We start from the raw sequence: 25,112 nt of genomic DNA, 5'->3' as shown, positions 1-25,112 counted from the left end.
ACGCAGAAAGCCTCAGGCACCCGCCGCCATCATACGCTTCCCTGCGCTTTTCACTGTATATTTAACCAGCTGCAATCCTTTTTCAGAAAACGTTTAGATAGCCTACATTCCGGGGAAGGTCACGCTGTTGCCCGGCGCTTCGCGATGCAGGTGGATAAAGTTCAAATGACGCTCGTACTGGTCAAGAATATCGGTAATGACCTGCTCTTTGCTGTAGTCCATCAGGTCGTTGCCCTGACTCCCTTCCAGCAGGAAGGTCTCCAGACGATAGTAGGTCGACTTCCCGCTGCGCGCCCGGTAGGTAAAGCCGGGAATGGAGTACTGCTGCGGCCAGATCTGATAAACAAAGTTCTGCTCGTCGCCCATATGCACCAGCAGGTCGAGATGGCCCAGGTTGTCCCCCTCTTCCGGCGGCAGGCTTTTCAGCTCGACGTAGGCGCCGCGCAGCTTCAGCTCCTGCGCCACCTCTTCCATCGCCGGGAAGCACACCGTCTCCATCATCTGGCGGGTATAGCGCGTGCCGGGATAGTTCATCAGCCGCGACAGGCGCTTCTTCCAGCTCAGGCGATCCTGCACGCCCAGCGGTCGCGGGGCGGTGTCGCGGTTGGCGCTCTCGCGGCGATAATCCTCAACCTTCAGCGACTTATATAACCCCGCCATCACGAAGAAGATCACGAAGCTAAACGGCAGCCCCATAATCACCGTCGCGTTCTGCAGGGCGGAAATGCCGTTAGTCATCAGCATCCCCAGGGTCAGCAGGCCGATAACCACCGACCAGAAGATCCGCAGCCAGTTTGGCGCATCGCTGTTGATATCCTTCAGCTTCGAGGTGAAGTTACCCAGCACCAGCGCCCCGGAATCCGCGGAGGTCACGTAAAACAGCAGGCCGGTAATCGTCGCCACCGAAGCGCTAAAGGTAAACGCCGGATACTGCGCCAGCAGGTTATAGAAGCCGCGCTCCGGGTGGGCGACCGCCTCGGCGGCGAAGGCCTCATTGCCGTGGATGATTTCATACAGCGCGCTATTGCCGAACACCGACAGCCACAGCAGCGTAAAGGTGAACGGGATAATCAGCGTTCCCACCACAAACTGACGAATGGTGCGCCCGCGTGAAATACGCGCCAGGAACAGGCCGACAAACGGCGACCACGCCACCCACCACGCCCAGAAGAACAGGGTCCAGTTGTTCATCCACTCGACCGGACGATCGAAGGCGAAGCTGTTGAGGGTCATGCCCATAAAACGATTCACATAGTCGCCAACATTGAGCACCAGCGCGTTGAGCAGAAACTCGGTGTCGCCCATAAACAGGATAAACAGGATCAGCCCGAGGGCCAGCACCACGTTAAGCTCGGAAAGGATACGAATGCCTTTATCCACCCCGGAGGTCACGGAGATGGTGGCGATAATGACCGATAGCACGATCAGCGCCGCTTTCGCGCCCAGCGAATCCGGAATATCAAACAGCACGCTGAGGCCGTAGTTTAGCTGCACCACGCCAATCCCGAGGGTGGTGGCGATACCAAAAATGGTGCCGATAACGGCGGCGATATCCACGCTGTGGCCGATTGGGCCATTAATCTTTTTGCCGAAGATCGGATAGAGCGCGGAGCGGATGGTCAGGGGTAAATTATAACGATAGCTAAAGTATCCCAGCGCCATCCCCATCAGGGCATACATCGACCAGCCGGTCAGCCCGTAGTGAAACAACGTCCATACCATCGCCTGGCGCGCCGCCTCCATGGTCTGCCCCGCCCCTTCCGGCGGCTGCATATACTGGGTCACCGGTTCGGCGACGGAGAAAAACATCAGGTCGATACCGATACCGGCGGCGAACAGCATTGCCGCCCAGCTCATGACGCTAAACTCCGGCTTCGAGTGCTCCGGCCCGAGCTTCACCGAACCGAAACGCGAGCAGGCGATGCACACCACAAACACGATATACAGCGTTGCCGCCAGCAAATAGTACCAGCCGAAGGTCTTTGAAACCCAGTTCAGGGTACGGCCAATCCAGGCCGCGGAAAAATCGCTGAAGAAGAGAGTCATCAGGGAAAACAACAAAATCAGTCCGGCGGAGGTATAAAAAACCACCGGATTGATTTTGTCCTTTTCTCTGCTCGGCGAAAGGTCTGTCATCCATTCTCCTTACTTTTTTTGCAACTATTAAAACCAAAATCGGCAACAATTAAGACACATTTTATATTGAACGTCCAATCAAAAACCGCTTTAATAGATAAACAAAGCTGATGAATGGAGTCTGAGAAATGCCCAAACTGGGGATGCAACCGATACGGCAGCGGCAGCTGATTGACGCGACCCTGGCCGCCATCAATGAAGTGGGAATGCACGATGCCACCGTCGCGCAGATCGCCCGACGTGCTGGCGTATCGACCGGCATCATCAGCCACTATTTCAAAGATAAGAACGGCCTGCTGGAGGCGACGATGCGCGATATCACCGGCCAGCTGCGCCAGGCGGTGTTGAGCCGCCTGCACGCCCTGCCCGGGGCCGGCCCGCGGGAACGCCTGCGCGCCATCGTGGCCGGCAACTTCGACGAGAGTCAGATAAGCAGCGCGGCAATGAAGGCCTGGCTCGCCTTTTGGGCCAGCAGCATGCATCAGCCGATGCTCTATCGCCTGCAGCAGGTCAGCAGCCGACGACTGCTGTCGAATATCGTCTATGAGTTTCAGCGCGCCCTGCCGCGCGAAGAGGCGCAGGAGGCCGGGTACGGTCTCGCCGCGCTGATCGACGGGCTGTGGCTACGCGCGGCGCTGAGCGGTAAACCGCTCGATAAAGCCCGCGCCGAAACGCTCGCCGAGCACTTCATCAGCAAATATCTGCCACCGACTTCTCAATAATGGAGGACCCATGTCCCGAATGGCCGAACAGCAGCTTTACATCGACGGTGGTTATGTTTCCGCCACCAGCGGTAAAACCTTCGAGACGATTAACCCCGCCAACGGGGAAGTGCTGGCGACCGTCCAGGCCGCCGGCCGCGAAGACGTCGACCGGGCGGTAAAGAGCGCCCAAAAAGGGCAAAAAATCTGGGCGGCGATGAGCGCCATGGAACGTTCGCGCATTTTGCGTAAAGCGGTCGACATTCTGCGCGAGCGCAACGACGAACTGGCGCGTCTGGAAACTCTCGATACCGGCAAACCGCTGAGCGAAACCGCCGCCGTCGATATCGTCACCGGCGCTGATGTCCTGGAGTACTACGCGGGCCTGATCCCGGCGCTGGAAGGGAGCCAGATCCCGCTACGCGAAAGTTCATTCGTCTATACCCGCCGGGAACCGCTGGGCGTCGTCGCCGGGATCGGTGCCTGGAACTACCCGATCCAGATCGCCTTATGGAAATCAGCCCCGGCGCTGGCGGCCGGGAACGCGATGATCTTTAAGCCGAGTGAAGTCACCCCGCTCACCGCCCTGAAGCTGGCGGAAATTTACCGCGAAGCGGGACTCCCGGCGGGCGTATTTAACGTGCTGCCGGGCACCGGCGCCGAAACCGGCCAGTATCTCACCGAGCACCCGGACATCGCCAAAATCTCCTTTACTGGCGGCGTCGCCAGCGGCAAAAAAGTGATGGCCAACTCCGCCGCCTCCTCACTGAAGGAAGTGACTATGGAGCTGGGCGGAAAATCACCGCTGATCGTCTGCGAAGACGCCAACCTCGACCTCGCCGCCGACATCGCGATGATGGCTAATTTCTACAGTTCAGGCCAGGTCTGCACCAACGGCACCCGGGTATTCGTTCCGGCGCGCCTGAAAGCGGCATTTGAAGAGAAAGTCCTCGCCCGCGTGGCGCGTATCCACCCCGGCGATCTGTTTGCTGAAAGCACCAACTTCGGACCGCTGGTGAGCTTCCCGCACCGCGAGAACGTGCTGCGCTACATCGAGACGGGTAAACAAGAAGGCGCGCGCCTGCTCTGCGGCGGCGAAGTGCTGAAAGGAGAAGGCTTCGACCACGGCGCGTGGGTCGCCCCGACGGTATTTACCGACTGCGATGACCAGATGACCATCGTCCGCGAAGAGATCTTCGGCCCGGTGATGTCGATTCTGAGCTACGACGATGAGGAAGAAGCGGTTCGCCGCGCCAATGCCACCGAATACGGCCTCGCCGCTGGCGTCGTCACGCCGGATTTAAACCGCGCCCATCGTCTGATTCATCGGCTGGAGGCCGGGATCTGCTGGATCAACACCTGGGGCGAATCCCCTGCGGAGATGCCGGTCGGCGGCTACAAGCACTCCGGGATTGGCCGCGAAAACGGCGTACAGACGCTGCACAGCTACACCCAGATAAAATCCATCCAGGTTGAGATGGGTCAGTTTCAATCCATATTTTAACCAGGAGGTCATTTTTGCAGTTTGACTACATTATTATTGGTGCCGGTTCCGCCGGCAACGTACTGGCTACACGACTGACGGAAGATCCTGACACCACCGTCCTGCTGCTGGAAGCGGGCGGCCCGGATTACCGTTTCGACTTCCGCACCCAGATGCCCGCCGCGCTGGCGTTTCCTCTACAGGGGCGTCGCTATAACTGGGCCTACGAGACCGAGCCTGAACCGCATATGAACCATCGCCGCATGGAGTGCGGACGCGGTAAGGGACTCGGCGGATCCTCGTTAATCAACGGCATGTGCTATATCCGCGGCAACGCTATGGATCTTGATAACTGGGCCTCGGCGCCGGGGCTTGAGCACTGGAGCTACCTGGACTGCCTGCCCTATTACCGCAAAGCAGAATCCCGCGATATCGGCGCCAACGATTACCACGGCGGCGACGGCCCGGTCAGCGTCACCACGCCAAAGCAGGGCAATAATCCGCTGTTCCACGCGATGATTGAAGCCGGCGTACAGGCTGGCTATCCGCGCACCGACGATCTTAACGGCTACCAGCAGGAGGGGTTTGGCCCGATGGATCGTACCGTAACGCCGCAGGGACGCCGCGCCAGTACCGCGCGCGGCTATCTCGACCAGGCGCGCGCGCGTCCCAATCTGACTATTCGCACCCATGCGCTGACCGATCATATTATTTTTGCCGGCAAGCGCGCCGTCGGCGTCGAGTGGCTGGAGGGCGACAGCACCGCGCCGTCGAAAGCGACCGCCAATAAAGAAGTGCTGCTCTGCGCGGGGGCTATCGCTTCGCCGCAAATTCTGCAGCGATCCGGCGTCGGCAGCCCGGAACTGTTGCGCCAGTTCGATATTCCGCTGGTACACGCCCTGCCGGGCGTCGGGGAAAACTTGCAGGATCATCTGGAGATGTATCTGCAGTACGAATGCAAAGAGCCGGTGTCGCTTTACCCGGCGCTGCAGTGGTGGAACCAGCCGAAAATCGGCGCCGAATGGCTGTTCGGCGGAACCGGCATCGGCGCCAGCAACCAGTTTGAAGCGGGCGGATTTATTCGCAGCCGGGAAGCCTTTACATGGCCGAATATTCAGTATCACTTCCTGCCGGTCGCGATTAACTACAACGGCTCAAACGCGGTGAAAGAGCACGGCTTCCAGTGCCACGTTGGCTCTATGCGCTCCCCGAGTCGCGGCCACGTGCGGCTGAAATCGCGCGATCCGCACGAACATCCGGCGATTCTGTTTAACTATATGTCCAGCGAACAGGACTGGCAGGAGTTTCGCGATGCGATTCGGATTACCCGCGAAATCATGCATCAGCCGGCGCTGGATAACTATCGCGGCCGGGAGATCAGCCCGGGTGCGGAGTGCCAGAGCGATGCCGAGCTGGATGAGTTCGTGCGCAATCATGCGGAAACCGCCTTCCATCCGTGCGGCACCTGTAAAATGGGCTATGACGAGATGGCGGTGGTCGATGGCGAAGGTCGGGTTCACGGACTGGAAAGCCTGCGCGTGGTCGACGCCTCGATCATGCCGCAGATTATTACCGGCAACCTTAACGCGACCACAATTATGATTGGCGAAAAAATGGCTGATGCCATTCGCGGCCGTCAGCCGCTGCCGAAGAGCACGGCGGCGTATTACGTGGCGAACGGCGCGCCGGTTCGCCGGTAAGAGGCGGTTCCCGTCACCCCGCCCTCTCCCCAACGGGGCGAGGGCGAAAACCGCATCAGTAGCCCCCTCAAGCCCTGTGCCGGGAGGCAACGTTTGCGCCGAACGGCTCCCTCTCCCTCCGGGAGAGGGAAAACTAGCGAAAATCTTCCAGCCGCTTTATCTGCCGTCCATTAGCATCAAAATTCTCCGGCGCCAGCCAGGCCCGCAGCGCCGCATCGCGCGCGGGCCATTCGCTGTCAATAATCGACAGCATATCGCTATCGCGGGTTCGTCCTTTACGCACCATCCTCTGGCGAAGGCGTCCTTCCCAGGTGAATCCCAGTCGGTCAGCGGCGCGGCGGGAAGCAATATTCATTGAGTCACACTTCCACTCCAGTCGACGATAGCCATGGGCAAAACCATTTTGCAGCAGCAGCCAGACCGCCTCGGTGCCGAGCGGCGTATTTTTCATCGCCCGCGACCAGGTGACGTGGCCAATCTCCACCGTGCCCATCGCCCGCTCAATCGCCATATAGCTGACCAGCCCGACGGCTCGCTCGCAGCGCAGATCGACAACCGCGTAGGGCACCAGTCCGTCATCCATAACCTTGCCGGTGATCCAGTTCGCCGTTGACTCAACGCTCTGCGGACGCGTGCTCGCCAGCCACGTCCAGTCACTGTCGTCGCCGAGAGCATAGGCAGCAAACAGATCCGCCGCGTGCCGGTCGGTATCCAGCGGCTCCAGTCGGCAATAGCGGCCATTTAACGCCGTGCGGCGCAGAAGTCCCGCCCCCCGCCACCCGGGCACGCGATCGTTGACCTGCTGACCAAATTCATTAATTTCCGGCACGCTTATCTCTCCCGTATTGTTATCAAATTGTTATAGCAAGAAAGCCGAACGGCCGAAGGAGATGCCCGGTACGATCGATCGTCATAACCCATTGGTGTTGCTTATGCTTTTTAAGCATAAACTTAGCCGATCTTTGACTTTACGCCCGTAATTAAGCGGCCTAACGTAGCGAAACATCAATAATCACAATAACTTTTTTCAGGGATCGCATATGACTAAAAAACTGCTGCCGCTGCTGGCGCTCGCCGCGTTATCCGCCGCCGTTCACGCCGCCACGCCGCCGGGGACTCTGGTGGTCGCCCAGGGCCTCGACGATATCGTCAGCCTCGACCCGGCGGAAGCCAACGAGCTCTCCAGCATCCAGACGGTACCGAGCCTTTATCAGCGTCTGGTGCAGCCGGACCGCGATAACCCTGAAAAAATCACCCCGATCCTGGCCGAAAGCTGGCAGGCCGATCCGGCGGCGAAAACGCTGACCATCAAGCTAAAGCCCGACGCCAAATTCGCCTCCGGTAACCCGCTACGCCCGGAAGATGTCATTTACTCATACACCCGCGCGGTCACCCTGAACAAATCGCCGGCATTTATTCTTAACGTCCTCGGCTGGCAGCCGGATAACATCGCCAGCCAGTTGAAGAAGGTAGACGACCATACCCTCACGCTACGCTGGACTGCCGACGTCAGCCCGGCGGTGGCGCTGAATATTCTCTCCACGCCGATTGCCTCTATCGTCGATGAGAAACAGGTCGCCCCGAACGCCAAAGATAACGACTTCGGCAACGGCTGGCTGAAAATGCACTCGGCGGGCAGCGGCGCGTATAAAATGCGGGTCTATCAGCCGCATCAGGCCATCGTGCTGGAGGCCAACAGCAGCGCACCCGGCGGCGCGCCGAAGCTGAAAAGCATCATCATTAAAAACGTTCCGGACCCGGCCTCACGTCGTCTTCTCATCCAGCAGGGTGATGCTGACGTGGCGCGCGATCTCGGCGCCGACCAGATTGCGGCTCTGCAGGGTAAAGCGGGCGTCAAGGTTCTCAGCATCCCCTCCGCTGAGCAGAACTATCTGGTCTTTAATACCGGCAACAGCGCTAACCCGCTGCTGAAAAACCCGGCCTTCTGGGAAGCGGCGCGCTGGCTGGTGGATTACAACGGCATCACGAAAGATTTGCTGAAAGGGCAATATTTCGTCCATCAGAGCTTCCTGCCGGTCGGCCTGCCGGGCGCGCTGGAGAATAACCCGTTTACATTCAACCCGCAAAAAGCCAAAGACATCCTCGCTAAAGCGGGCATTAAAGAGGCGCATTTCACCCTCGACGTCGAAAACAAGCCGCCGTTTATCACCATTGCTCAGTCGATGCAGGCGAGCTTCGCCCAGGGCGGCGTGAAGGTGGATTTGCTGCCGGCCGCGGGTAGCCAGGTCTATGCTCGCGTGCGCGCCAAACAGCATCAGGCGGCGATTCGGCTGTGGATCCCTGACTATTTCGACGCCCACTCTAACGCCAGCGCCTTTGCCTACAACGACGGTAAATCCAGTACCGTCGCCGGGCTAAACGGCTGGCAGATCCCGGAGCTGAATAAAGCGACCCTGGCGGCAGTCGCCGAGCCGGACGCAGCGAAGCGCCAGGATCTGTATAAAAACATGCAGGAGGAACTGCAGCGCAATTCGCCTTACGTGTTTATCGATCAGGGTAAAACCCAGATTGTGGTTCGCGATAACGTGAAGGGTTATCAGCAGGGTCTCAATGCCGATATGGTGTGGTATGACCGGGTAACCAAATAACGCCTGGGGCAGGTACGATCAGGTAGCCCGGACAGGCGCAACGCGCCGCCTCCGGGAACGCAGGCCCCGATACCTTATGTTTTCCCGTTGGCGCTGCGCTGACCGGGCTACAACAACAGATCGCACCAGCTGATAACACTGTACTTTTTACCAACGGAATAACCATGTCTGCTGTTTTACCTCCCCGAGCAGAGCGGCGCGCAAAACGCCCCCTGCTCGCGCTGTTTCAGGGACTGCTGACGCTGGCCCTGACGCTGCTCGGCCTGCTGCTGGTGACCTTTGCGCTCTCTGCGCTGTCGCCGGTTGATCGGGTGCTGCAAATCGTCGGCGACCACGCCAGTCAGTCCACCTATGATCAGGTGCGCCACCAGCTCGGCCTCGACCAGCCGTTGCCGCTGCAGTTCTGGCACTATCTGCTGAATCTCGCCCACGGCGATCTTGGAATCGCCAGCTCAACCGGCCAGCCGGTGCTGCACGACCTGCTCGCCGCTTTCCCGGCAACCCTCGAACTGGCCACGCTGGCGTTGATTATCGGCGCGCTGTCGGGCGTTATCGCAGGCGTTCTCTGCGCCCGCTACGTCGGCTCGCCGTGGGATCTGGCGATGCGCACCTTTACGCTGCTCGGCAACTCGGTGCCGATCTTCTGGCTCGGCCTGCTGATGCTGGCGCTGTTTTACGCCAAACTGCAGTGGACGCCGGGGCCGGGGCGGCTGGACGATATTTATCAGTACACCGTCGAACCGCGCACCGGCTTTGCGCTCATTGATACCTGGCTCTCGGGTGATAAAGAGGCGGTTAAAAACGCCGCCGGGCACCTGCTGCTGCCGGTGCTGCTGCTGGCCTATTACTCTCTGGCGAGCATCACCCGCCTGACCCGTTCCGCCTGCCTGAGCGAAATGAACAAAGAGTACATCCTGCTGGCGCGCGCCAAAGGGGCCGGTGAGATGACGATTCTGCTGCGTCACGTCCTGCCCAATATCCGCGGCACCCTGCTGACGGTGACCGCCCTCGCCTGGACCTCCATGCTGGAAGGGGCGGTGTTGACCGAAACCGTCTTCTCCTGGCCGGGAATTGGCCGCTATCTGACCACCGCGCTCTTTGCCGGCGATACCACGGCGATTATGGGCGGTACGCTGCTGATCGGCGCGAGCTTTGTGCTGATTAATAACCTCACCGACCTGCTGGTGCGGCTGACCGATCCGAGGATACGCTGATGCCTGGCTACCTTTTTTTACGCCACCTGCGCCGTTCTCCCGCCGCCTTTTGCGGTCTGATCATCATTACGTTACTCCTGCTGATTGCGCTCTTTGCCCCCTGGCTGGCTCCGCTCGACCCGAACTGGCAGGACGCCGCCGCGCGGCTGCAGGGTCCGGGCGCGCGGCACTGGCTCGGCACCGACAGCTACGGTCGCGATCTTCTCTCAAGGCTGATTTTCGGCACCCGTCCGGCGCTGGGGCTGGTTGCGCTGGTGACGGCGATTACGCTCCCCGCCGGTCTGCTGGTGGGGATCCTGTCCGGCTATTACGGCGGCTGGCTGGAGCGCGTGCTGATGCGTTTTACCGACGTGGTAATGTCGATGCCGCGGCTGATTCTGGCCTTCGCGTTTGTCGCGATGCTCGGCCCGGGCCTGGTGAACGGCGCCCTGGCGCTGGCGCTAACGACCTGGCCCGCTTACGCCCGTCAGGCGCGCAGCGAAATTCAGCGCCTGCGCCACAGCGACTATCTGGCGGCGGCGGAGATGATGGGCATTCGCGGCTGGCGTCTGCTGATTGGCCATATTCTGCCGCTCTGTCTGCCCTCGGCGATCGTCCGGCTGGCGCTGGATCTAGCCGGGATTATTCTCGCCGCTGCCGGTCTCGGCTTCCTTGGCCTCGGCGCCCGCCCGCCAATGGCGGAATGGGGCGCGATGATCGCTGACGGCATGCAGGTCATTTTTGACCAGTGGTGGATCGCCGCCGCCCCTGGCGCCGTCATCCTGATCGCCAGCCTGGCGTTTAACCTGCTGGGCGATGGCCTGCGCGACGTTCTGGAGCCGCAACATGACTGATACTCGTCTGATCGTTCAGGGACTGACCATCGACTATCCCACCGCCAGAGTGGTGGACCATTTAAGCTTCACGCTCGGCAACGAGCGGCTGGCGCTGGTCGGCGAATCCGGCTCCGGTAAATCCATGACCGCACGCGCCCTGATGGGGCTGGTCCGCCGGCCCGGCGTCGTCAGCGCCGATGCGCTCAACGTGCTGGGGCGCGACGCATTAACCCTTCGCGAGCGCGGCTGGCGCGAGCTACGCGGCAACGATATTGCGATGGTGCTGCAGGACCCGCGCTACGCGCTCAATCCGGTAAAAAGCATTCAGGCGCAGCTGGAAGAGGCATTAACTCTGCATCAGCGCCTTAGCCGCCGCGCACGGCTGGAGGCGGTCAAAGCCGCCGTTGCCGCCGTCGGTCTGGATTTACCGGTGCTCAACCGCTATCCTGGCGAACTCTCCGGCGGGATGGGCCAGCGGGTGATGATTGCCCTTGCGCTGCTCAATAATCCGCAGGTGCTGATCGCCGATGAGCCCACTTCAGCCCTCGATGCCCGACTGCGCAATCAGATCCTTGAACTGCTGGTAGAGCAGTGCGAACAGCGGCGGATGGCGATGCTATTGATTAGCCACGACCTGCCGCTGGTGGCCGAGCACTGCCAGCGGGTGCTGGTCCTGTATCAAGGGAAAAAGGTCGATGAGATGGCGGCGCGAGATCTGCCGACGGCGACGCATCCCTACACCCGTACGCTCTGGACCTGTCGCCCGGCCGCGCAAACTTACGGTCAGATGCTGCCGACCCTCGACCGAACCCTGAACTTGACGGAGGCGGCGCATGGCAATCGTTAATCTCAACAATCTACAGGTGAATTTTGCTGAAAAAACCGCGGTGTCCGCCGCCAGCTTTGCCGTTGATGCAGGGGAAACGTTCAGCCTGATCGGCGCATCCGGCTGCGGAAAATCAACGATTCTCCGGGTATTAGCCGGGCTGCAGCGGGACTGGCGCGGCCGAGTTGAACTGTTCGATAAGGCCATTACGCCGGGCGCGCGTTTTCAGGGCGAGCTGCGGCGCAACGTACAGATGGTGTTTCAGGACCCGTACGCCTCGCTGCATCCCAATCATACGCTATGGCGTACGCTGGCGGAGCCGCTGAAAATTCACGCTATCGGCGAGATCGAGCAGCGGGTGTCCACCGCCCTGGAAGAGGTGGGGCTGCCTGCCGACGCCGCGCGCCGCTATCCGCACCAGCTTTCCGGCGGCCAGCGCCAGCGGGTGGCGATTGCTCGCGCGCTGCTGCTGCGGCCAAAGATTCTGCTGCTGGATGAGCCAACGTCGGCGCTGGATATGTCGGTGCAGGCGGAAATACTGAATCTGCTCAATCGGCTAAAGCAGGAGCACGGAATGACCTATCTGCTGGTCAGCCACGATGCCGATGTGATTGCCCATATGTCGGACCGGGCAGCGTTTATGGCGGAAGGCGTGATTCAGCGCTTCTTTGACCGCGAAGCGCTGGCGAACGGCGAACATCGGTTAGACTAAAACCCGCCCCCGCTTGCGGGGCTACGGGTTCGCCGCCATCTGCGAGAAGGTCGCCCGGGTAAGGCGTTTACGCCGCAACCCGGGAAATCATCCCCTTACTGAGCCAGGTTCGCGAAGCGGGCGAATACCGCATCAAAAATCGCCAGGCCTTTTGCCACCTGCCCGGCGCTGATGGTGCACGGCGGCACCACATGAATGCGGTTCTCCACCACAAACGCCAGCAGGCCGGCCTCGGTTAACGCGCTTTTAATGGCCGCCATATCGGCAGCGCCCAGCGGCGTTTTATGTTCGCGGCTGTTGACCAGCTCCAGCGCCTGGAACAGACCGCGGCCGCGCACGTTGCCGATAATCGCGTGCTTCTCCGCCAGCGCCTCCAGCCCCGGACGCAGCACCTCGTTGCCGATGGTCGCCGCGTTCTCCACCACCTTCTCTTCCTTCATCGCGTCAATGGTGGCGACAATCGCCGCCATCGCCAGCGGATGGCCGGAATAGGTCAGCCCCCCGGCAAAGAAATGGTCATCAAAGTAGCGGGCGATAGGCTCGCTAATCAGCACGCCGCCGGCCGGGACGTAGCCCGCATTGACCCCTTTGGCGAAAGTCACCAGATCCGGCACCACGCCATCCTGCTCGAAGGCAAACCAGCTCCCGGTACGACCAAAACCGGCCATCACTTCATCAAGGATCAGCACAATACCGAACTCATCGGCCAGCGCCCGCACCCCCTGCATATAGCCCTCGGGCGGGACAAGAATCCCGGCGGTGCCCGGAATCGACTCCAGCAGAATCGCGGCTATCGCGTTCGGGCCTTCGCATTCAATCATCCGCCGCAGATGGGCCAGCGCGCGCTGGCACTCCTCCTCTTCCGTCGCGGCGTTAAATTCGCTGCGATAGAGGTAGGGATTGAAAAAGTGTACGTGGCCGCGGGAATACTCGTTCGGCACCCGGCGCCAGTCGCCGGTGGCGGCAATCGCGCTGCCGGTGTTGCCGTGATAGGAGCGATAGGCGGAGAGCACTTTATCGCGCCCGGTATAGAGCCGCGCCATGCGGATGGCGTTCTCGTTGGCGTCAGCGCCGGCGTTGGTGAAGAACACTTTGCTAAAGCCTTCCGGCGCCAGCTCGACGATGCGCTTCGCCGCTTCGCCGCGGGCGAGGTTGGCGGTGGCGGGCGCGATGGTCACCAGCTCTTCCAGTTGGGCTTTCATCGCCGCCAGCACGCGCGGATGTTGATAGCCAATGTTGACGTTGACCAGCTGGCTGCTGAAATCCAGGTAAGTATTGCCTTCGTAATCCCACAGCTCGCAGCCTTTAGCCCCGGCGATCACCAGCGGATTTAAATTGCCCTGCATCGACCATGAATGAAACACATAAGCGCGATCCAGCTGCCGAACTTCATCATTGCTTATCGCTACCTCGTTCTGTAGTGCCAGCTTCATACCCTGCCCTCTCTCATGTCGTTGTTGTTGGCCTCATCATTGGTCGTTCAGGGCAGAAACGGATAGAGCCAGTCAGGCGAAAATGATGTGACACCGTGTCACATCGCCGCGCGCCGACTGGCTCTGTGCCCGCGCGCGCGGGGTTTTTATAGTGGGAGCGACAACCTGCACAGGAGAATGAAATGGCAACGAGCAAAGTGGTGTTTATTACCGGGACGACCTCGGGTTTTGGGGAAGCAGCGGCGCAGGTCTTCGCCGATGCGGGCTGGTCGCTGGTGCTGAGCGGACGCCGTTTTGAGCGGCTGAAGGCGCTACAGGATAAGCTCGCCTCGCAGGTGCCGGTGCACATTATCGAACTCGACGTCCGCGATAGCGATGCGGTCGCCGGGGCCGTGGCGGCGCTGCCCGCTGAATTCGCCGATATCACGACGCTGATTAACAACGCCGGGCTGGCGCTGTCGCCGCAGCCCGCGCAGAAAGTGGATCTGGACGACTGGAAAACGATGATCGACACCAATGTCACCGGGCTGGTCAACGTGACCCATGCCCTGCTACCGACGCTGATTCGTCACGGCGCGGGGGCGAGCATCATCAATATTGGCTCTATCGCCGGGCAGTGGCCCTATCCCGGCAGCCACGTCTACGGTGCCAGTAAGGCTTTCGTGAAGCAGTTCAGCTATAACCTGCGCTGCGATCTGCTCGGGACCGGGGTGCGCGTGACCGATCTCGCGCCGGGTATTGCCGAAACGGAATTTACCCTGGTGCGCACCAAAGGCGACCAGGCGGCGTCGGACAACCTGTATCGAGGCACCACGCCGCTGAGCGCGCGGGATATTGCCGAACAGATGTTTTATATCGCCACCCTGCCGGACCATATGAACATTAACCGGGTCGAGGTAATGCCGGTACGTCAAGCCTGGCAGCCGTTCGCGATCGATCGGGATTAAGGTTTGGTAGGGCGGAGAGGCGCGTAAGCGCCGCCTCCGGGAGAGTTTCATGCAGCTACGGATATGTCTTTGAAACAACGTGTTATGCAGCGATGCCCTGGCCCCCGCTGAAATCGGCGAACCGGAGGGCCGAAGACAAGGGCTGGCCGCCAGGGATGGCGGACAGAGGCGAATCGAGACACGACAAAATTGCCTGGAGCAATTTTGAACAGCGCTTGCGCTGGCCCCGTAGGGGCGAGTCCCAGGGATGGGACGAGTAAGGTCGAGTTGAGCCGACCGCAGGCTGAGGTCCGGGAGGTGAGCGCAGTGCGTAGCACCGATTTCTTTGCGGGACCGCGGAGATTGTAAAGGGGGAGACGGTTTTCTCCCCCTTTACCCGTTCACCTACCGCGGTGAGACATTTTCTGCGGAATAATAGTGAACGGAACTCCTCCCACCCCGTCCCGGGGGCGGCGCTTGACGCGCCTGCCCGGGCTACCCAATCTGCCACCCTCCAACACCGAGCCCGGAAATCCCGGGTCGCGGCGTAAACGCCTTACCCGGGCTACCGCCCCGCAGACGGCTGGAAACCCGTAGCCCCGGTAAGCGCAGCGCGACCGGGGAGATTGGCCGCTGGAGATTACCGGCTGCTCTGCAGAAACTGCCTGACGCGCTCGGAGTCCGGGTTGCTGAAAAACTTCTCCGGCGGCGCTTTCTCAATCAACAATCCCTTCTCAAGAAACACCACCTCATCCGATACCTGGCGCGCAAAGTCCATCTCGTGGGTCACCACCACCATCGTGTAGCCCTCGGCGGCCAGCGCCTTCATCACCCCCAGCACCTCGTTGACCAGCTCGGGGTCCAGCGCCGATGTCGGCTCATCAAACAGAATCACCTCCGGCGACATCGCCAGCGAACGGGCAATAGCCACCCTCTGCTTCTGTCCGCCGGAGAGCGTGATCGGGTAAACGTCGGCTTTATGCGCCATCCCCACTTTCTCCAGCTGCTGCATGGCGATAGCCTTCGCTTCATCACGCTTCATCCCCTTGACGTGCAGCAGCGCTTCGCTGACGTTCTGCTGTACCGTCAGGTGCGGCCACAGGTTAAAGCTCTGAAACACCATCCCTACCCGCTCGCGGATTTTCGACAGCTGACGATGGGACATCGCCCGACCATTTTGCTCATCAATCCCCAGCCGCTGGCCGCTGATGCGGATCTCGCCGCGATCCGGCTGTTCCAGCCAGTTCATGCAGCGCAGCAGCGTTGATTTACCTGACCCCGACGAGCCGAGTATGCTCACCACGGTCCCTTTCTCTACCGTCAGATTGATATCACGAAGAACTTCAACATTATCAAACTGTTTTGAGACGTTTTTGACGCTTACAGCAGTCGTATCAGGCATGACTCATTCCTCTTCTCGCTCCCCAGGCGCTCAGACGCTTAATCAACAGCTCCAGCAGGATGCTGATCGCCCAGTAGAGCCCAATGGCGACAATAAAGGCGTTAAACGGGATAAAATAGGTGGCCTGCACGCTGTTAGCCGCGGCGGTTATCTCCTGGACGGTGATAATGCTGAGGAAAGCGGTATCTTTCAGGCAGATAATCAGCTGATTGCCCATCAGCGGTAGTGCCGATGACAAAATATTGGGCAGAATAATGCGGCGGAATATTTTGTAGCGCGAGAACCCCTGCGCTACCGCCGCCTCGATATAGCCTCCGGAAAAGACCCGACGCTGGCTGCGCAAAATCTCAAAGAAATAGGCGCCGTGGTAGATAATCAGGGCGATTAATCCGGCGGTCCAGGGCTCCAGACTAATACCCACTTGCGGCAGTCCGTAATAGAGCAAATAGGCGAGGATCAAAAAGGGAATCGCCCGCATTAAGCTGACAAAGCCAATAATAAGCCGGTTAAGAGTTTTCTTTTGATACTCGGTTAAATAGCACAGGGCCACGCCAATAATTAAGCCGGCTATTGCCGCAGTAATAAAAAGCTCAAGGGTGGCGAGTAAACCGGCAATAAAGCTGTCGCGCACCGACCAGATAACGGCCCACTGATTCATAGCACCTCCTCTCTTTATCGTGCCAGACGCTTCGCTTTACGCTCGGCCATCCCCTGCAGTTTCAGCAGCAGGCCAATAATCACCACGTACAGCAGACCCGCCGCCAGAATCGGCGAAAGCGGCTCATAGGTGACCGAAGAAATTCGGTTGGTCACGCGCGTCAAATCCACCACGCCAATCACCGCAATGGCGGGACTACCCTTAATCAGGAACGACATCTCATTAACCAGCGCGGGCAGGCTTTCAATCCACATTTGCGGCAGCATGATGTAGCGGAAGTAAGCCCAGCGGCGCATCCCTACCGACTCCGCCGCTTCCCGCTGTTCGCGGGGGAAAGTGCGAAAGGCATTGCGCCAGATTTCGGCGTTGAAGGCCGAGGTGTTGAGCGTCAGCGCCACAATCGCCGCGACGTTTTTATCGAGATTAATCCCGACGGTCGGCAGAGAAAGAAACAGGAACAGCACCAGCGTAACCAGCGGCGTCGCGCGGGCAAGGCTGATATAGACCACCAGCAGCTGATCGATTACCGGGATACGCAGCATGCGCACCAGCGCGATCAGCAGACCAATCACCACCCCAAAGGCAATGGCGATGGCCGAAATCCAGAGGGTCGTCCATGCGCCTTCAATCAGTAACTGCCAGGAAATTGCATCCATGAAGCCCTCCTTCACCTGAACAGGCGGCGGTTTCCCGCCGCAGAACTCATTACAGCCCGGCTAATTTATGGAACTGTTCCGGGCTGGTAATCGCTTCGGTCGGCAGGTCGTCATAGGTTTCGCCAAACCACTTTTTCTGGAGTTCCGCAAGCTTGCCGGTCTCCTTCATGTGGTTCATAAATTTGGTCATATAGGCCAGCAGCTGCGGCGAGTTTTTCGGGATCGGCCACGCCATATAGCCCGGGCCGGATACCGCCAGACCTTTGGCAAACACCTTCGGCTTAGCCTTCGCCAGGTCGTTGACCGAGATAACCACGTTAATCACGTAGTCCAGGCGTTTGTTGGCGAGGTCGGCGTAGGCTTCAGGATAGGAGGGATACTCCACCACCGGCCCCAGCTTACCGCCGGTTTTCTCCAGCATTGCTTTCAGTTCTGGCAGCCTTGCCAGCAGCGCGCTGCCCGCCTGAACGCCCACTTTTTTTCCGCTCAATTCGGCAATGGTATTCAGGGAATTATCGCCCGCGCGTTTGACAAAATAGTGCTGCGCTGACGCCCACGGCGGCGTGAAATCAAAGACCTTGAGACGGTCATCGGTAATCACCGCGCCGGTTAACGCCATGTCGTATTGCCCGGTGGAGACCGCCGCCAATAATCCGGTCCACGGCAGAATGCTCTGGTCGACGTTGAATTTCGCGTATTTACGTAATTCATCGAGCATATCTTTGTTGAAGCCATCCGCCTGGCCGTTATTCATAAAGTTAAAAGGCGCGTAATCATCTTCGGTCGCGACTTTCAGGGTGCCGGATTTTTCTATTTCCGGAAGATCTGCGGCGGCTGCGTGATAAGAAAAGGCCATCGCCATGATGGCGCCCAGACAAATTGAACCTAATGATTTGTTCATTAATTCACCCCTAATTAATTCGCCAGACGTGTTCATTCCAGAACATGAAAAGGTTTTGCAAAATATGTGCCGACGGAAGTTCCGGTCCGCGACTGATGAATACGTTTTTACTGTAGGGAGCGTTTTAAATTTCCGGATAGAGCCAGATTCATCGTGCGGATGTGTCAGTCATTCTCAGGGTGGTATGGAATTTGCTCCGGTTCCTGTACAGAGCGTTTGAGTAAGGAGCCAGCCATGATCCGACACCGGTTACACGTTGATTTCGACCCGCGCCGCGGTTTGCAGGAGCAGGTGCGCGAAACGCTGATTAACGCCATTCTGGGCGGCATTTTTTCCGCCGACACGCCGCTCCCCTCCTGCCGCCAGCTGGCCAGCCAGCTGCGGGTATCGCGCAACACCACGGCGCTGGTGTTTGAGGGGCTGGTTAACGAGGGATATCTGGTGAGCCGCCCGCGCAGCGGTTATTACCTGCATGCGGATTATCAGCACGCAGCTCCCTCCACGGTAACGGAAGCTGCACCGCAGGACGCGGGTTCTGCACCACGCTGGGGCACGCGGCTGCAAATTACCCCCAGTCAGCAGGAGTCGATTCTCAAACCGGCCGGCTGGATGAACTACCGCTATCCGTTTATCTACGGTCAGCCCGATACCCGCCAGTTCCCGCTGACGACCTGGCGCTCGGCGGCGAACTGGCTGCACGGCGGCGTAAGGGACCCGGAGTGGGTGGTGGATCATATCGATCGGGACGTGCCGATGCTGATTGAGCAGATCCGCACCCGGGTGCTGCCCAAACGCGGAATTGTCGCCTCGGCGGACGAGATTCTGATAACCCTCGGTTCGCAAAACGCGCTGTACCTGCTGACCCGCCTGCTGATGTCCCCCGGCACGCGCGTTGGCGTGGAGAATCCCTGTTTTCGCGAGGCTATTAACACTTTTCTGCTTGCCGATACCGATATCGTGCCGCATCCGGTGGATGAACAGGGGATCGTCCTTAATGACGCCCCCTGCGATTACTACTATGTGACTCCCGGGCATCAGGTGCCAACCGGGGTGGCGATGAGCAAAGCGCGCCGCAGCCAGCTGCTGGAGCATGCCGCCCGCCATGATGCGGTGATTATTGAGGACGATTACGACTCTGAAAGTAACTTTATGCTCAACCCGCTGCCGGCGCTGAAGGCCAGCGATCGCTGTGGACGAGTGATCTACGTGAGCAGCCTGTCAAAGGCGCTCTCGCCTGGCCTGCGGCTGGGCTTTATGGTCGCTGACCCGGATCTGATTGACGAAGCCCGGGCGCTGCGGCGGCTGGTGTATCGTCATCCGCCAACCAACATTCAGTATCAGATGGCCCATTTTCTCGCCCAGGGTCATTATGAAACCCACCTGCGGCGCTACCATTACGACTCTGCCCAGCGCTGGGAGCGCCTCAATTACGCGCTGCGGCAGCACCTGCCAGAGTGCCAAATCATCCCCGGCAGCGAACACGCCAATGCCTTCTGGCTGGCCACCCCGGAGCAAATCAACACCCAGCAGCTGACCTGGCGCGCCGCCCACGCCGGGGTGCTGATCGAGCCCGGCGCCCGGCATTTTCTCAGCGACGCGCCGCCGGATAACTTTTTCCGAATGGGCTTTCACGCCATTAACCCTGACGCCATCGAACAAGGCGTGGAGGTGCTGCGCGGCCAGCTGGCGCAGATGGGCTAGCGGTATTGTTCAAATGCCACGGCCTGGCGAACCTCGACCAGCGCCGCGCGCAGGGTATCAAGCGGAACAGAACCGAGGGCGATGCGCAGCGCCTGCGGAACAGTTGCGGCAACGCAGAAGGGTTCGGCGGTCGACACGGAAATATGGCGCGCCATCAGCGTTTTCGCCAGCCGATCGGCCCGACTCTCTTCGCCCAGAGGTAGCCAGAGAAAGTACGAATCCTCATGGCTCACGAAGGGCAGCCCGTCGAGCGCCTCACGGGCAAGCCGCTGCCGCTGCCGCGCATCCTGGCGCTTCTCATTTTCAAAGCGTGCAACCGTGCCATCTTCAATCCAGGCGCAGATCAGCGAGCTCATCAATGACGGCGTATTCCACGTCGTCGCTCGTATGGCGCGCTCAATCTCAGTCCGATAGCGAGGTGGGCAGATGACCGTCCCTACGCGCAGACCGGTAGCGACGTTTTTCGAGAAGCCGGTGACATATACCGTTCTTTCCGGTGCATAGCTCACCAGCTGCGGCGGCGGATTGCGCACCAGGCTGGCATAGGCGGCATCTTCAACGATCAGCAGGTCGTGCTGGCGGGCGAGTTCCGCCAGCGTCTGCCGTTGGCGAGGGCTGAGCACCCAGCCCAGCGGATTGTGCAGCGTCGGCATGGTATACACCGCCCGGACGCGCCGCTGCTGGCATAGTCGGTGGAGCGCATGCAGATCCGGTCCGTCCGCGCGGCAGGGGATCGCCGCCAGTTCCAGATGATACAGCGCCGCCAGAACCTTAAAGCCCGAGTAGGTGAGCGCATCGACCGCCACCACGTCCCCCGGGCGCAGAAGCCCCATCACGGTCACCGCCAGCCCGTGCTGGGCGCCGTTGACGATCAGCACATTTTCCGCGTCAGGGGCAAAGCGGCTGCTGGTCAGATAGCGAGCGATAATTTCACGTTCCGGGAGCCGTCCGGCATGTGGCTGGTAGCGCAGATGAGCCTCGATATCCCCTGCCCCCGCCAGTTGCCTGAGCGCCTCGCGCAGCGCATCCCCCTGCGTCGGCAGCGAAGGATAGTTGAAGTTGAGATCCACAACATCGGCTGCTACCGCCTGCTGATCGACACCGTGTCCCGGCGGTAGCGCGATGTCCCGCACGAAGGTGCCGCGACCGGTTTCGCCGCTGACCAGCCCCATCGCTTCCAGTTCATGATAAACGCGCGTGGCCGTGGCCAGCGAGATCCCTTCGTCGGCGGCAAGCGTACGATGCGTCGGCAGGCGGGTTCCGGCCGGCAGCTGTCCGCTCTGAATCGCCTGCGCGTATCTGTCAACTACCGCTTTGTATCGGGCTTTCATCGGTGAATGTATCTATGACAATAATTTGATTGTATTGGATTGTCCACATTACCATCGGCGCAGTCATGGCTCAAGCGAGCACAGCCCACCCCACTAAGCGAGGTTAGCGTGGTAGATTCAGCGGTTCATAAAACGGTTCCCGGGCCGTGGTCCGGATGGCTTAATGGTTTACTGGGCGTCATTATTTTTAGCGGTTCGCTGCCCGCAACGCGCCTGGCGGTGCTGGATATGGACCCGTTCCTGCTAACCTTTCTGCGCGCCTCCATCGCCGGGCTCCTCGCTATCGCGCTGGTAGTCGGCTTGCGCCAGAAACGGCCGCGCGCATCGCAGCTTGTCCCCCTGGCCATCGTCTCGTCAGGGGTGGTGATCGGCTTTCCGCTCCTCACGGCGCTGGCTTTGCGCCACGTCACTTCAGCGCATTCGATCGTTTTCATCGGGCTATTGCCGTTGATGACGGCCATTTTTGGCGTACTGCGCGGCGGAGAACGTCCGCGCCGCGCTTTCTGGATCTTTTCCGTTATTGGCAGCCTGCTGGTGGTGGGTTTCGCCCTGACGCAACAAGCTGCGGCGTCGCTGAGCGGCGATCTGCTGATGCTGGCGGCGGTGGTCGCCTGCGGCCTCGGCTATGCGGAGGGTGCTAAGCTGACCCGGGAGCTTGGCGGCTGGCAGGTGATTAGCTGGGCGCTGATTATGGCGCTGCCTTTTATGCTGATCGCCTCGTTACTCACCCGGCCAGCGTCATGGAGCGCCATCTCGGTTTCCGCCTGGATTGCGCTCGGCTATGTGTCGCTCTTTAGCATGCTTATCGGTTTTATTTTCTGGTACAAAGGGCTGGCCGCTGGCGGTATCGCCGCCGTCGGCCAGCTTCAGCTATTACAGCCGTTCTTCGGGCTTGGCCTGTCAGCCGCGCTGCTGCACGAAACCGTCAGCCCACTGATGCTGACCGTAACCCTGGGCGTGATTCTGTGCGTTATCGGTTCGCGCAAATTTGGCCGCTGAGGTCGTTCCTGAAAGGGGGGCGCTAATATTGCCCTGGTAGCCCGGACAGGCGCGTAAGCGCCGCCTCCGGGAAAGCCTGCAGGGGTTCCGTTCACTATTATCCCGCAGAAAATGTCTCACCGTGGTACGTAAACGGGTAAAGGGGGAGAAAACCGTCTCCCCCTTTACAATCCCCGCGGTCCCGCAAAGAAATCGGTGCTGCGCACTGCGCTCACCTCCCGGTCCTCAGCCCGCGGTCGGCTCAACTCGACGTCTTGTCTCGATTCGCCTCTGGCCGCCATCCCTGGCGGCCAGCCCTTGTCTTCGGTCCTCCGGTTCGCCGATTTCAGCGGGCACCAGGGCATCGCTGCATAACACGTTGTTTCAGAGGCATATCCGCTGCTGCATGAAAATTTCCCACAGACGGCTGGTAACCCGTAGCCCCGGTAAGCGCAGCGCGACCGGGGAGGACAACCGGTTACACTACCCGCGCGTACTGCAGCATCACCTGCAGCAGCACGTTCGCGCCGGCTTCCACGTGCTCCGGCGACGCATATTCAATTTCGTTGTGGCTGATCCCGTCCTTACAGGGGATAAAAATCATCCCGGTCGGCGCCAGATAGCTCATATACACCGCGTCGTGTCCGGCGCCGGAGACAATCTCCCGCGCGGGATACCCCAGCCGCTGCGCGGCGTCGGCGATCGCCGCCTGGCACTCCGGGTGGAACGGTGCCGCCGGATAGTGGCTCACCTCTTTTAACGCCACCTTCAGGCCGCTCTCCCGCTCGACCCCGGCGATAAACGCCCGCAGCTGGCGGTCCATCTCATCCACCAGCGCATCGCTGATATTGCGCATATCAATCGAAAAAGTGACCTCTCCCGGCACTACGTTACGGCTATTCGGATAGACCTGCACTCTTCCAACCGTACCGCGCCCTTCCTCGCTGCGCCCGGCAATCGCCACCACTTCCTGCATAATGCGGGTCGCTATCTGTAACGCATCCTGACGCAGGCGCATCGGCGTCGGCCCGGCGTGGGACTCCTGGCCGGTCACCACGCAGTCATACCAGCGGATCCCCAGCACGCCCTGCACAATGCCGATAATTTTCTCTTCATCTTCAAGAATCGGCCCCTGTTCAATATGCGCTTCAAAGTAGGCGCCAACCGGATGGTCGCCCGGCGTCTGGCTGCCGATATAGCCGATACGCGCCAGCTCCGCGCCCACGGTTTTACCGTCCGCATCCTGCGCGGCGTAGATGGTCTCCAGCGGGAATACCCCGGCAAACACGCCGGAGCCCATCATCACCGGTACAAAGCGCGACCCCTCTTCATTGGTCCAGAACACCACTTCAATCGGCGCTTCGGTTTCAATCTCCCGATCGTTCAGGGTACGTACCACCTCCAGCGCCGCCAGCACGCCGTAATTACCGTCAAATTTGCCGCCGGTCGGCTGGGTGTCAATATGGCTGCCGGAGACAATCGGCGGCAGCGCCGGATTACGCCCTTCCCGGCGCATAAATACGTTGCCGATTTTATCGACGGTGACGCTCATCCCGGCCGCCTGCGCCCAGCTAATCACCAAATCCCGTCCCTGGCGGTCAAGATCGGTCAGCGTCAGACGGCAGCAGCCGCCCTTCGGCGTGGCGCCAATTTCCGCCAGCGTCATCAGCGAATCCCACAGGCGCGCGCCATTGACCCGGCAGGCGGTGGTTTCGGTTATCGGGGTAAAAAGGACATCACTGCTCATTTCGGTCTCCTTGCATAAACGCGGCGGCCAGCTCAACCAGCAGACGATCGCTGCCGCGCGGGCCCAAAAATGAAATTCCCAGCGGCAGGCCGCCCGTCCGGGCAACCGGCAGCGTCACCTGCGGACGTTGGGTCATGACGGAAATTAACAGCAGATCGTGAGACAGGCGGCGGACCGCCTCTATCTCTTCGGCCTGCGCCGTCAGCAGCGGCGCGCCGTCGGGAACGGTCGGCATCACCAGGACCGCATCGCCCAACTGCGCGTCCCACCAGGCGGTAAAACGCTCGCGCTGCTGGCAGGCGGCGTCAAACTGCGCGCGGGTGACCGCTTTGCCCCAGAAAAAACGCTCGCGGACGTCCGGCCCCAGCTGCAGGCCGTAGCGCTCAATGGTTTCCCCCTGCGCCTGCCAGGCTTCGTAGCCCTGAATCTGGCGGAAGGCGAGATAGATATCATCCACGTCCGGCAGCGGCGCGCCGAGCGGCGTTACCGGGCCGAATAAGCGCGCCAGCGCCTGGCGGACCGGCAGCAGCGCCTGCTGGCTGCGCAGCGGCAGGCGGGAAAACAGCCCTTCATGGCTGGCCAGCCGCACGCCGGTGATATCCGCTCGCCCATCGTCGAACAGACAGGCGGCGACAGTGGAAAAGACCTCCGGCGAGCGGGCAAAGAAGCCACAGGTATCCATGGTGGCGCATAGCGGCTGGCAGCCGTCGAGGGAGAGTCGGCCATGGGTCGGGCGCAGGCCAAACAGTCCGCAGTAGCTTGCCGGCGTGCGTACCGAGCCGCCGGTATCGCTGCCGAGGGCAAAGTCGCACGCCTCGTTCGATACCGCCGACGCCGAGCCGGACGACGATCCGCCGGGGATATGATTCGGCGCGGCGCCGTTGCGCGGAGTGCCGTAATGCACGTTGTGCCCGCTCATCGAATACGCCAGCTCGCTGGTATGGGTTTTACCGATAAAGCGCGCGCCGTTATCTAATAATTTTTGCACCACCGGCGCGGTGCGGGTTTTCACCCCGGACAGCGCCAGCAGATGCGGATTGCCGCCGCCGGTGGGGTAGCCCGCTACGTCAAACAGATCTTTGACCGCAAAAGTTAACCCGCTCAGCGGCCCGCTTAGCGCATGCGCCACCGGATGCGGCGGATAGGGCATAAAAGCGCGAATATCATCCTGCATACTGCTTTC

At 60.4% G+C, this 25,112-nt stretch carries 21 protein-coding genes; 11 read left to right on the top strand and 10 right to left on the bottom strand.

Translation table 11 applies throughout. From position 1 onward, the window contains the following. Positions 1-102: 102 nt before the first annotated feature. Positions 103-2,136, bottom strand: coding sequence for a choline transporter (locus K2184_RS23960; RefSeq protein ID WP_004111219.1), 2,034 nt, complete (start codon positions 2,134-2,136; stop codon positions 103-105). Positions 2,137-2,264: 128 nt separating this feature from the next. On the opposite strand from K2184_RS23960, the gene betI reads away from it, so the two are divergent. The 3 genes from betI to betA are packed head-to-tail and all read left to right on the top strand — an operon-like array spanning position 2,265 to position 6,020. Further along, positions 2,265-2,858, top strand: coding sequence for a transcriptional regulator BetI (gene betI, locus K2184_RS23955; RefSeq protein ID WP_004111216.1), 594 nt, complete (start codon positions 2,265-2,267; stop codon positions 2,856-2,858). Positions 2,859-2,868: 10 nt separating this feature from the next. Beyond that, complete coding sequence (betB, locus tag K2184_RS23950) at positions 2,869-4,341, top strand: betaine-aldehyde dehydrogenase (RefSeq protein WP_023320530.1); 1,473 nt, start codon at positions 2,869-2,871, stop codon at positions 4,339-4,341. Between the two features lie 14 nt (positions 4,342-4,355). After that, complete coding sequence (gene betA, locus K2184_RS23945) at positions 4,356-6,020, top strand: choline dehydrogenase (RefSeq protein ID WP_064345007.1); 1,665 nt, start codon at positions 4,356-4,358, stop codon at positions 6,018-6,020. A gap of 133 nt (positions 6,021-6,153) precedes the next feature. On the opposite strand, the gene K2184_RS23940 is transcribed toward betA, so the two are convergent. Continuing rightward, positions 6,154-6,849, bottom strand: a complete 696-nt coding sequence (locus K2184_RS23940) for a GNAT family N-acetyltransferase (RefSeq protein ID WP_023320529.1) — start codon at positions 6,847-6,849, stop codon at positions 6,154-6,156. Between the two features lie 211 nt (positions 6,850-7,060). Between K2184_RS23940 and K2184_RS23935 the strand changes: the two genes are divergently transcribed. The 5 genes from K2184_RS23935 to K2184_RS23915 all read left to right on the top strand — a co-directional run bounded on the left by K2184_RS23935 (position 7,061) and on the right by K2184_RS23915 (position 12,196). After that, a complete protein-coding gene (locus K2184_RS23935) occupies positions 7,061-8,629 on the top strand; it encodes an ABC transporter substrate-binding protein (RefSeq protein ID WP_004111210.1) in 1,569 nt (522 codons plus the stop codon). A gap of 164 nt (positions 8,630-8,793) precedes the next feature. Beyond that, positions 8,794-9,843: an ABC transporter permease gene (locus tag K2184_RS23930; RefSeq protein WP_004100034.1), complete on the top strand. Its 1,050-nt coding sequence runs from the start codon at positions 8,794-8,796 to the stop codon at positions 9,841-9,843. Then, a complete protein-coding gene (locus K2184_RS23925) occupies positions 9,843-10,676 on the top strand; it encodes an ABC transporter permease (protein WP_108704091.1) in 834 nt (277 codons plus the stop codon). The genes K2184_RS23930 and K2184_RS23925 overlap by 1 nt, the downstream gene beginning before the upstream one ends. After that, complete coding sequence (locus K2184_RS23920) at positions 10,669-11,505, top strand: ABC transporter ATP-binding protein (RefSeq protein ID WP_023329419.1); 837 nt, start codon at positions 10,669-10,671, stop codon at positions 11,503-11,505. Before K2184_RS23925 ends, K2184_RS23920 begins: the two co-directional genes overlap by 8 nt. Continuing rightward, positions 11,492-12,196, top strand: coding sequence for an ABC transporter ATP-binding protein (locus tag K2184_RS23915; RefSeq protein WP_004100030.1), 705 nt, complete (start codon positions 11,492-11,494; stop codon positions 12,194-12,196). Before K2184_RS23920 ends, K2184_RS23915 begins: the two co-directional genes overlap by 14 nt. Positions 12,197-12,291: 95 nt before the next feature. On the opposite strand, the gene K2184_RS23910 is transcribed toward K2184_RS23915, so the two are convergent. Beyond that, positions 12,292-13,629, bottom strand: coding sequence for an aspartate aminotransferase family protein (locus tag K2184_RS23910; protein ID WP_163525226.1), 1,338 nt, complete (start codon positions 13,627-13,629; stop codon positions 12,292-12,294). A 182-nt stretch (positions 13,630-13,811) separates the two neighbouring features. Here K2184_RS23910 and K2184_RS23905 point away from each other — a divergent pair, with 182 nt between their 5' ends. Then, complete coding sequence (locus tag K2184_RS23905; RefSeq protein ID WP_163525228.1) at positions 13,812-14,576, top strand: SDR family NAD(P)-dependent oxidoreductase; 765 nt, start codon at positions 13,812-13,814, stop codon at positions 14,574-14,576. Between the two features lie 619 nt (positions 14,577-15,195). Here K2184_RS23905 and K2184_RS23900 read toward each other — a convergent pair. Genes K2184_RS23900 through K2184_RS23885 form a run of 4 tightly spaced genes read right to left on the bottom strand, consistent with a single transcriptional unit; the run spans position 15,196 to position 18,172 of the window. Beyond that, complete coding sequence (locus K2184_RS23900) at positions 15,196-15,957, bottom strand: amino acid ABC transporter ATP-binding protein (protein ID WP_004111204.1); 762 nt, start codon at positions 15,955-15,957, stop codon at positions 15,196-15,198. Beyond that, a complete protein-coding gene (locus tag K2184_RS23895) occupies positions 15,950-16,615 on the bottom strand; it encodes an amino acid ABC transporter permease (RefSeq protein WP_004100026.1) in 666 nt (221 codons plus the stop codon). The genes K2184_RS23900 and K2184_RS23895 overlap by 8 nt, the downstream gene beginning before the upstream one ends. Before the next feature lie 14 nt (positions 16,616-16,629). Continuing rightward, the gene (locus K2184_RS23890) at positions 16,630-17,271 is read right to left on the bottom strand and encodes an amino acid ABC transporter permease (protein ID WP_004100025.1); all 642 of its coding nucleotides are present in this window, start codon (positions 17,269-17,271) and stop codon (positions 16,630-16,632) included. 49 nt (positions 17,272-17,320) lie between these two features. Further along, positions 17,321-18,172: a transporter substrate-binding domain-containing protein gene (locus K2184_RS23885; RefSeq protein ID WP_004100024.1), complete on the bottom strand. Its 852-nt coding sequence runs from the start codon at positions 18,170-18,172 to the stop codon at positions 17,321-17,323. 234 nt (positions 18,173-18,406) lie between these two features. Here K2184_RS23885 and K2184_RS23880 point away from each other — a divergent pair, with 234 nt between their 5' ends. Then, positions 18,407-19,873, top strand: coding sequence for a PLP-dependent aminotransferase family protein (locus K2184_RS23880; protein ID WP_163524699.1), 1,467 nt, complete (start codon positions 18,407-18,409; stop codon positions 19,871-19,873). Here the strand turns inward: K2184_RS23880 and K2184_RS23875 are convergent. After that, positions 19,870-21,204 (bottom strand): PLP-dependent aminotransferase family protein, encoded by a 1,335-nt coding sequence (locus K2184_RS23875; RefSeq protein ID WP_023329416.1) that lies wholly within the window; start codon positions 21,202-21,204, stop codon positions 19,870-19,872. The genes K2184_RS23880 and K2184_RS23875 overlap by 4 nt on opposite strands. A gap of 108 nt (positions 21,205-21,312) precedes the next feature. Here K2184_RS23875 and K2184_RS23870 point away from each other — a divergent pair, with 108 nt between their 5' ends. Continuing rightward, positions 21,313-22,203 carry a DMT family transporter gene (locus K2184_RS23870; RefSeq protein ID WP_163524697.1) on the top strand — a complete coding sequence of 297 codons (891 nt, stop codon included), beginning with the start codon at positions 21,313-21,315 and terminating at the stop codon, positions 22,201-22,203. A gap of 457 nt (positions 22,204-22,660) precedes the next feature. On the opposite strand, the gene K2184_RS23865 is transcribed toward K2184_RS23870, so the two are convergent. Further along, positions 22,661-23,929: a Zn-dependent hydrolase gene (locus tag K2184_RS23865; RefSeq protein WP_004100018.1), complete on the bottom strand. Its 1,269-nt coding sequence runs from the start codon at positions 23,927-23,929 to the stop codon at positions 22,661-22,663. Continuing rightward, entirely contained in the window at positions 23,919-25,103 is a 1,185-nt protein-coding gene (locus tag K2184_RS23860; protein WP_163524695.1) for an amidase, read from the bottom strand. The genes K2184_RS23865 and K2184_RS23860 overlap by 11 nt, the downstream gene beginning before the upstream one ends. Between the last annotated feature and the right edge of the window lie 9 nt (positions 25,104-25,112).

The organism is Klebsiella sp. K5-306 (assembly GCF_051835185.1).
GTDB lineage: Bacteria > Pseudomonadota > Gammaproteobacteria > Enterobacterales > Enterobacteriaceae > Klebsiella > Klebsiella oxytoca.
This window is presented reverse-complemented; position numbering and strand designations above follow the sequence as displayed.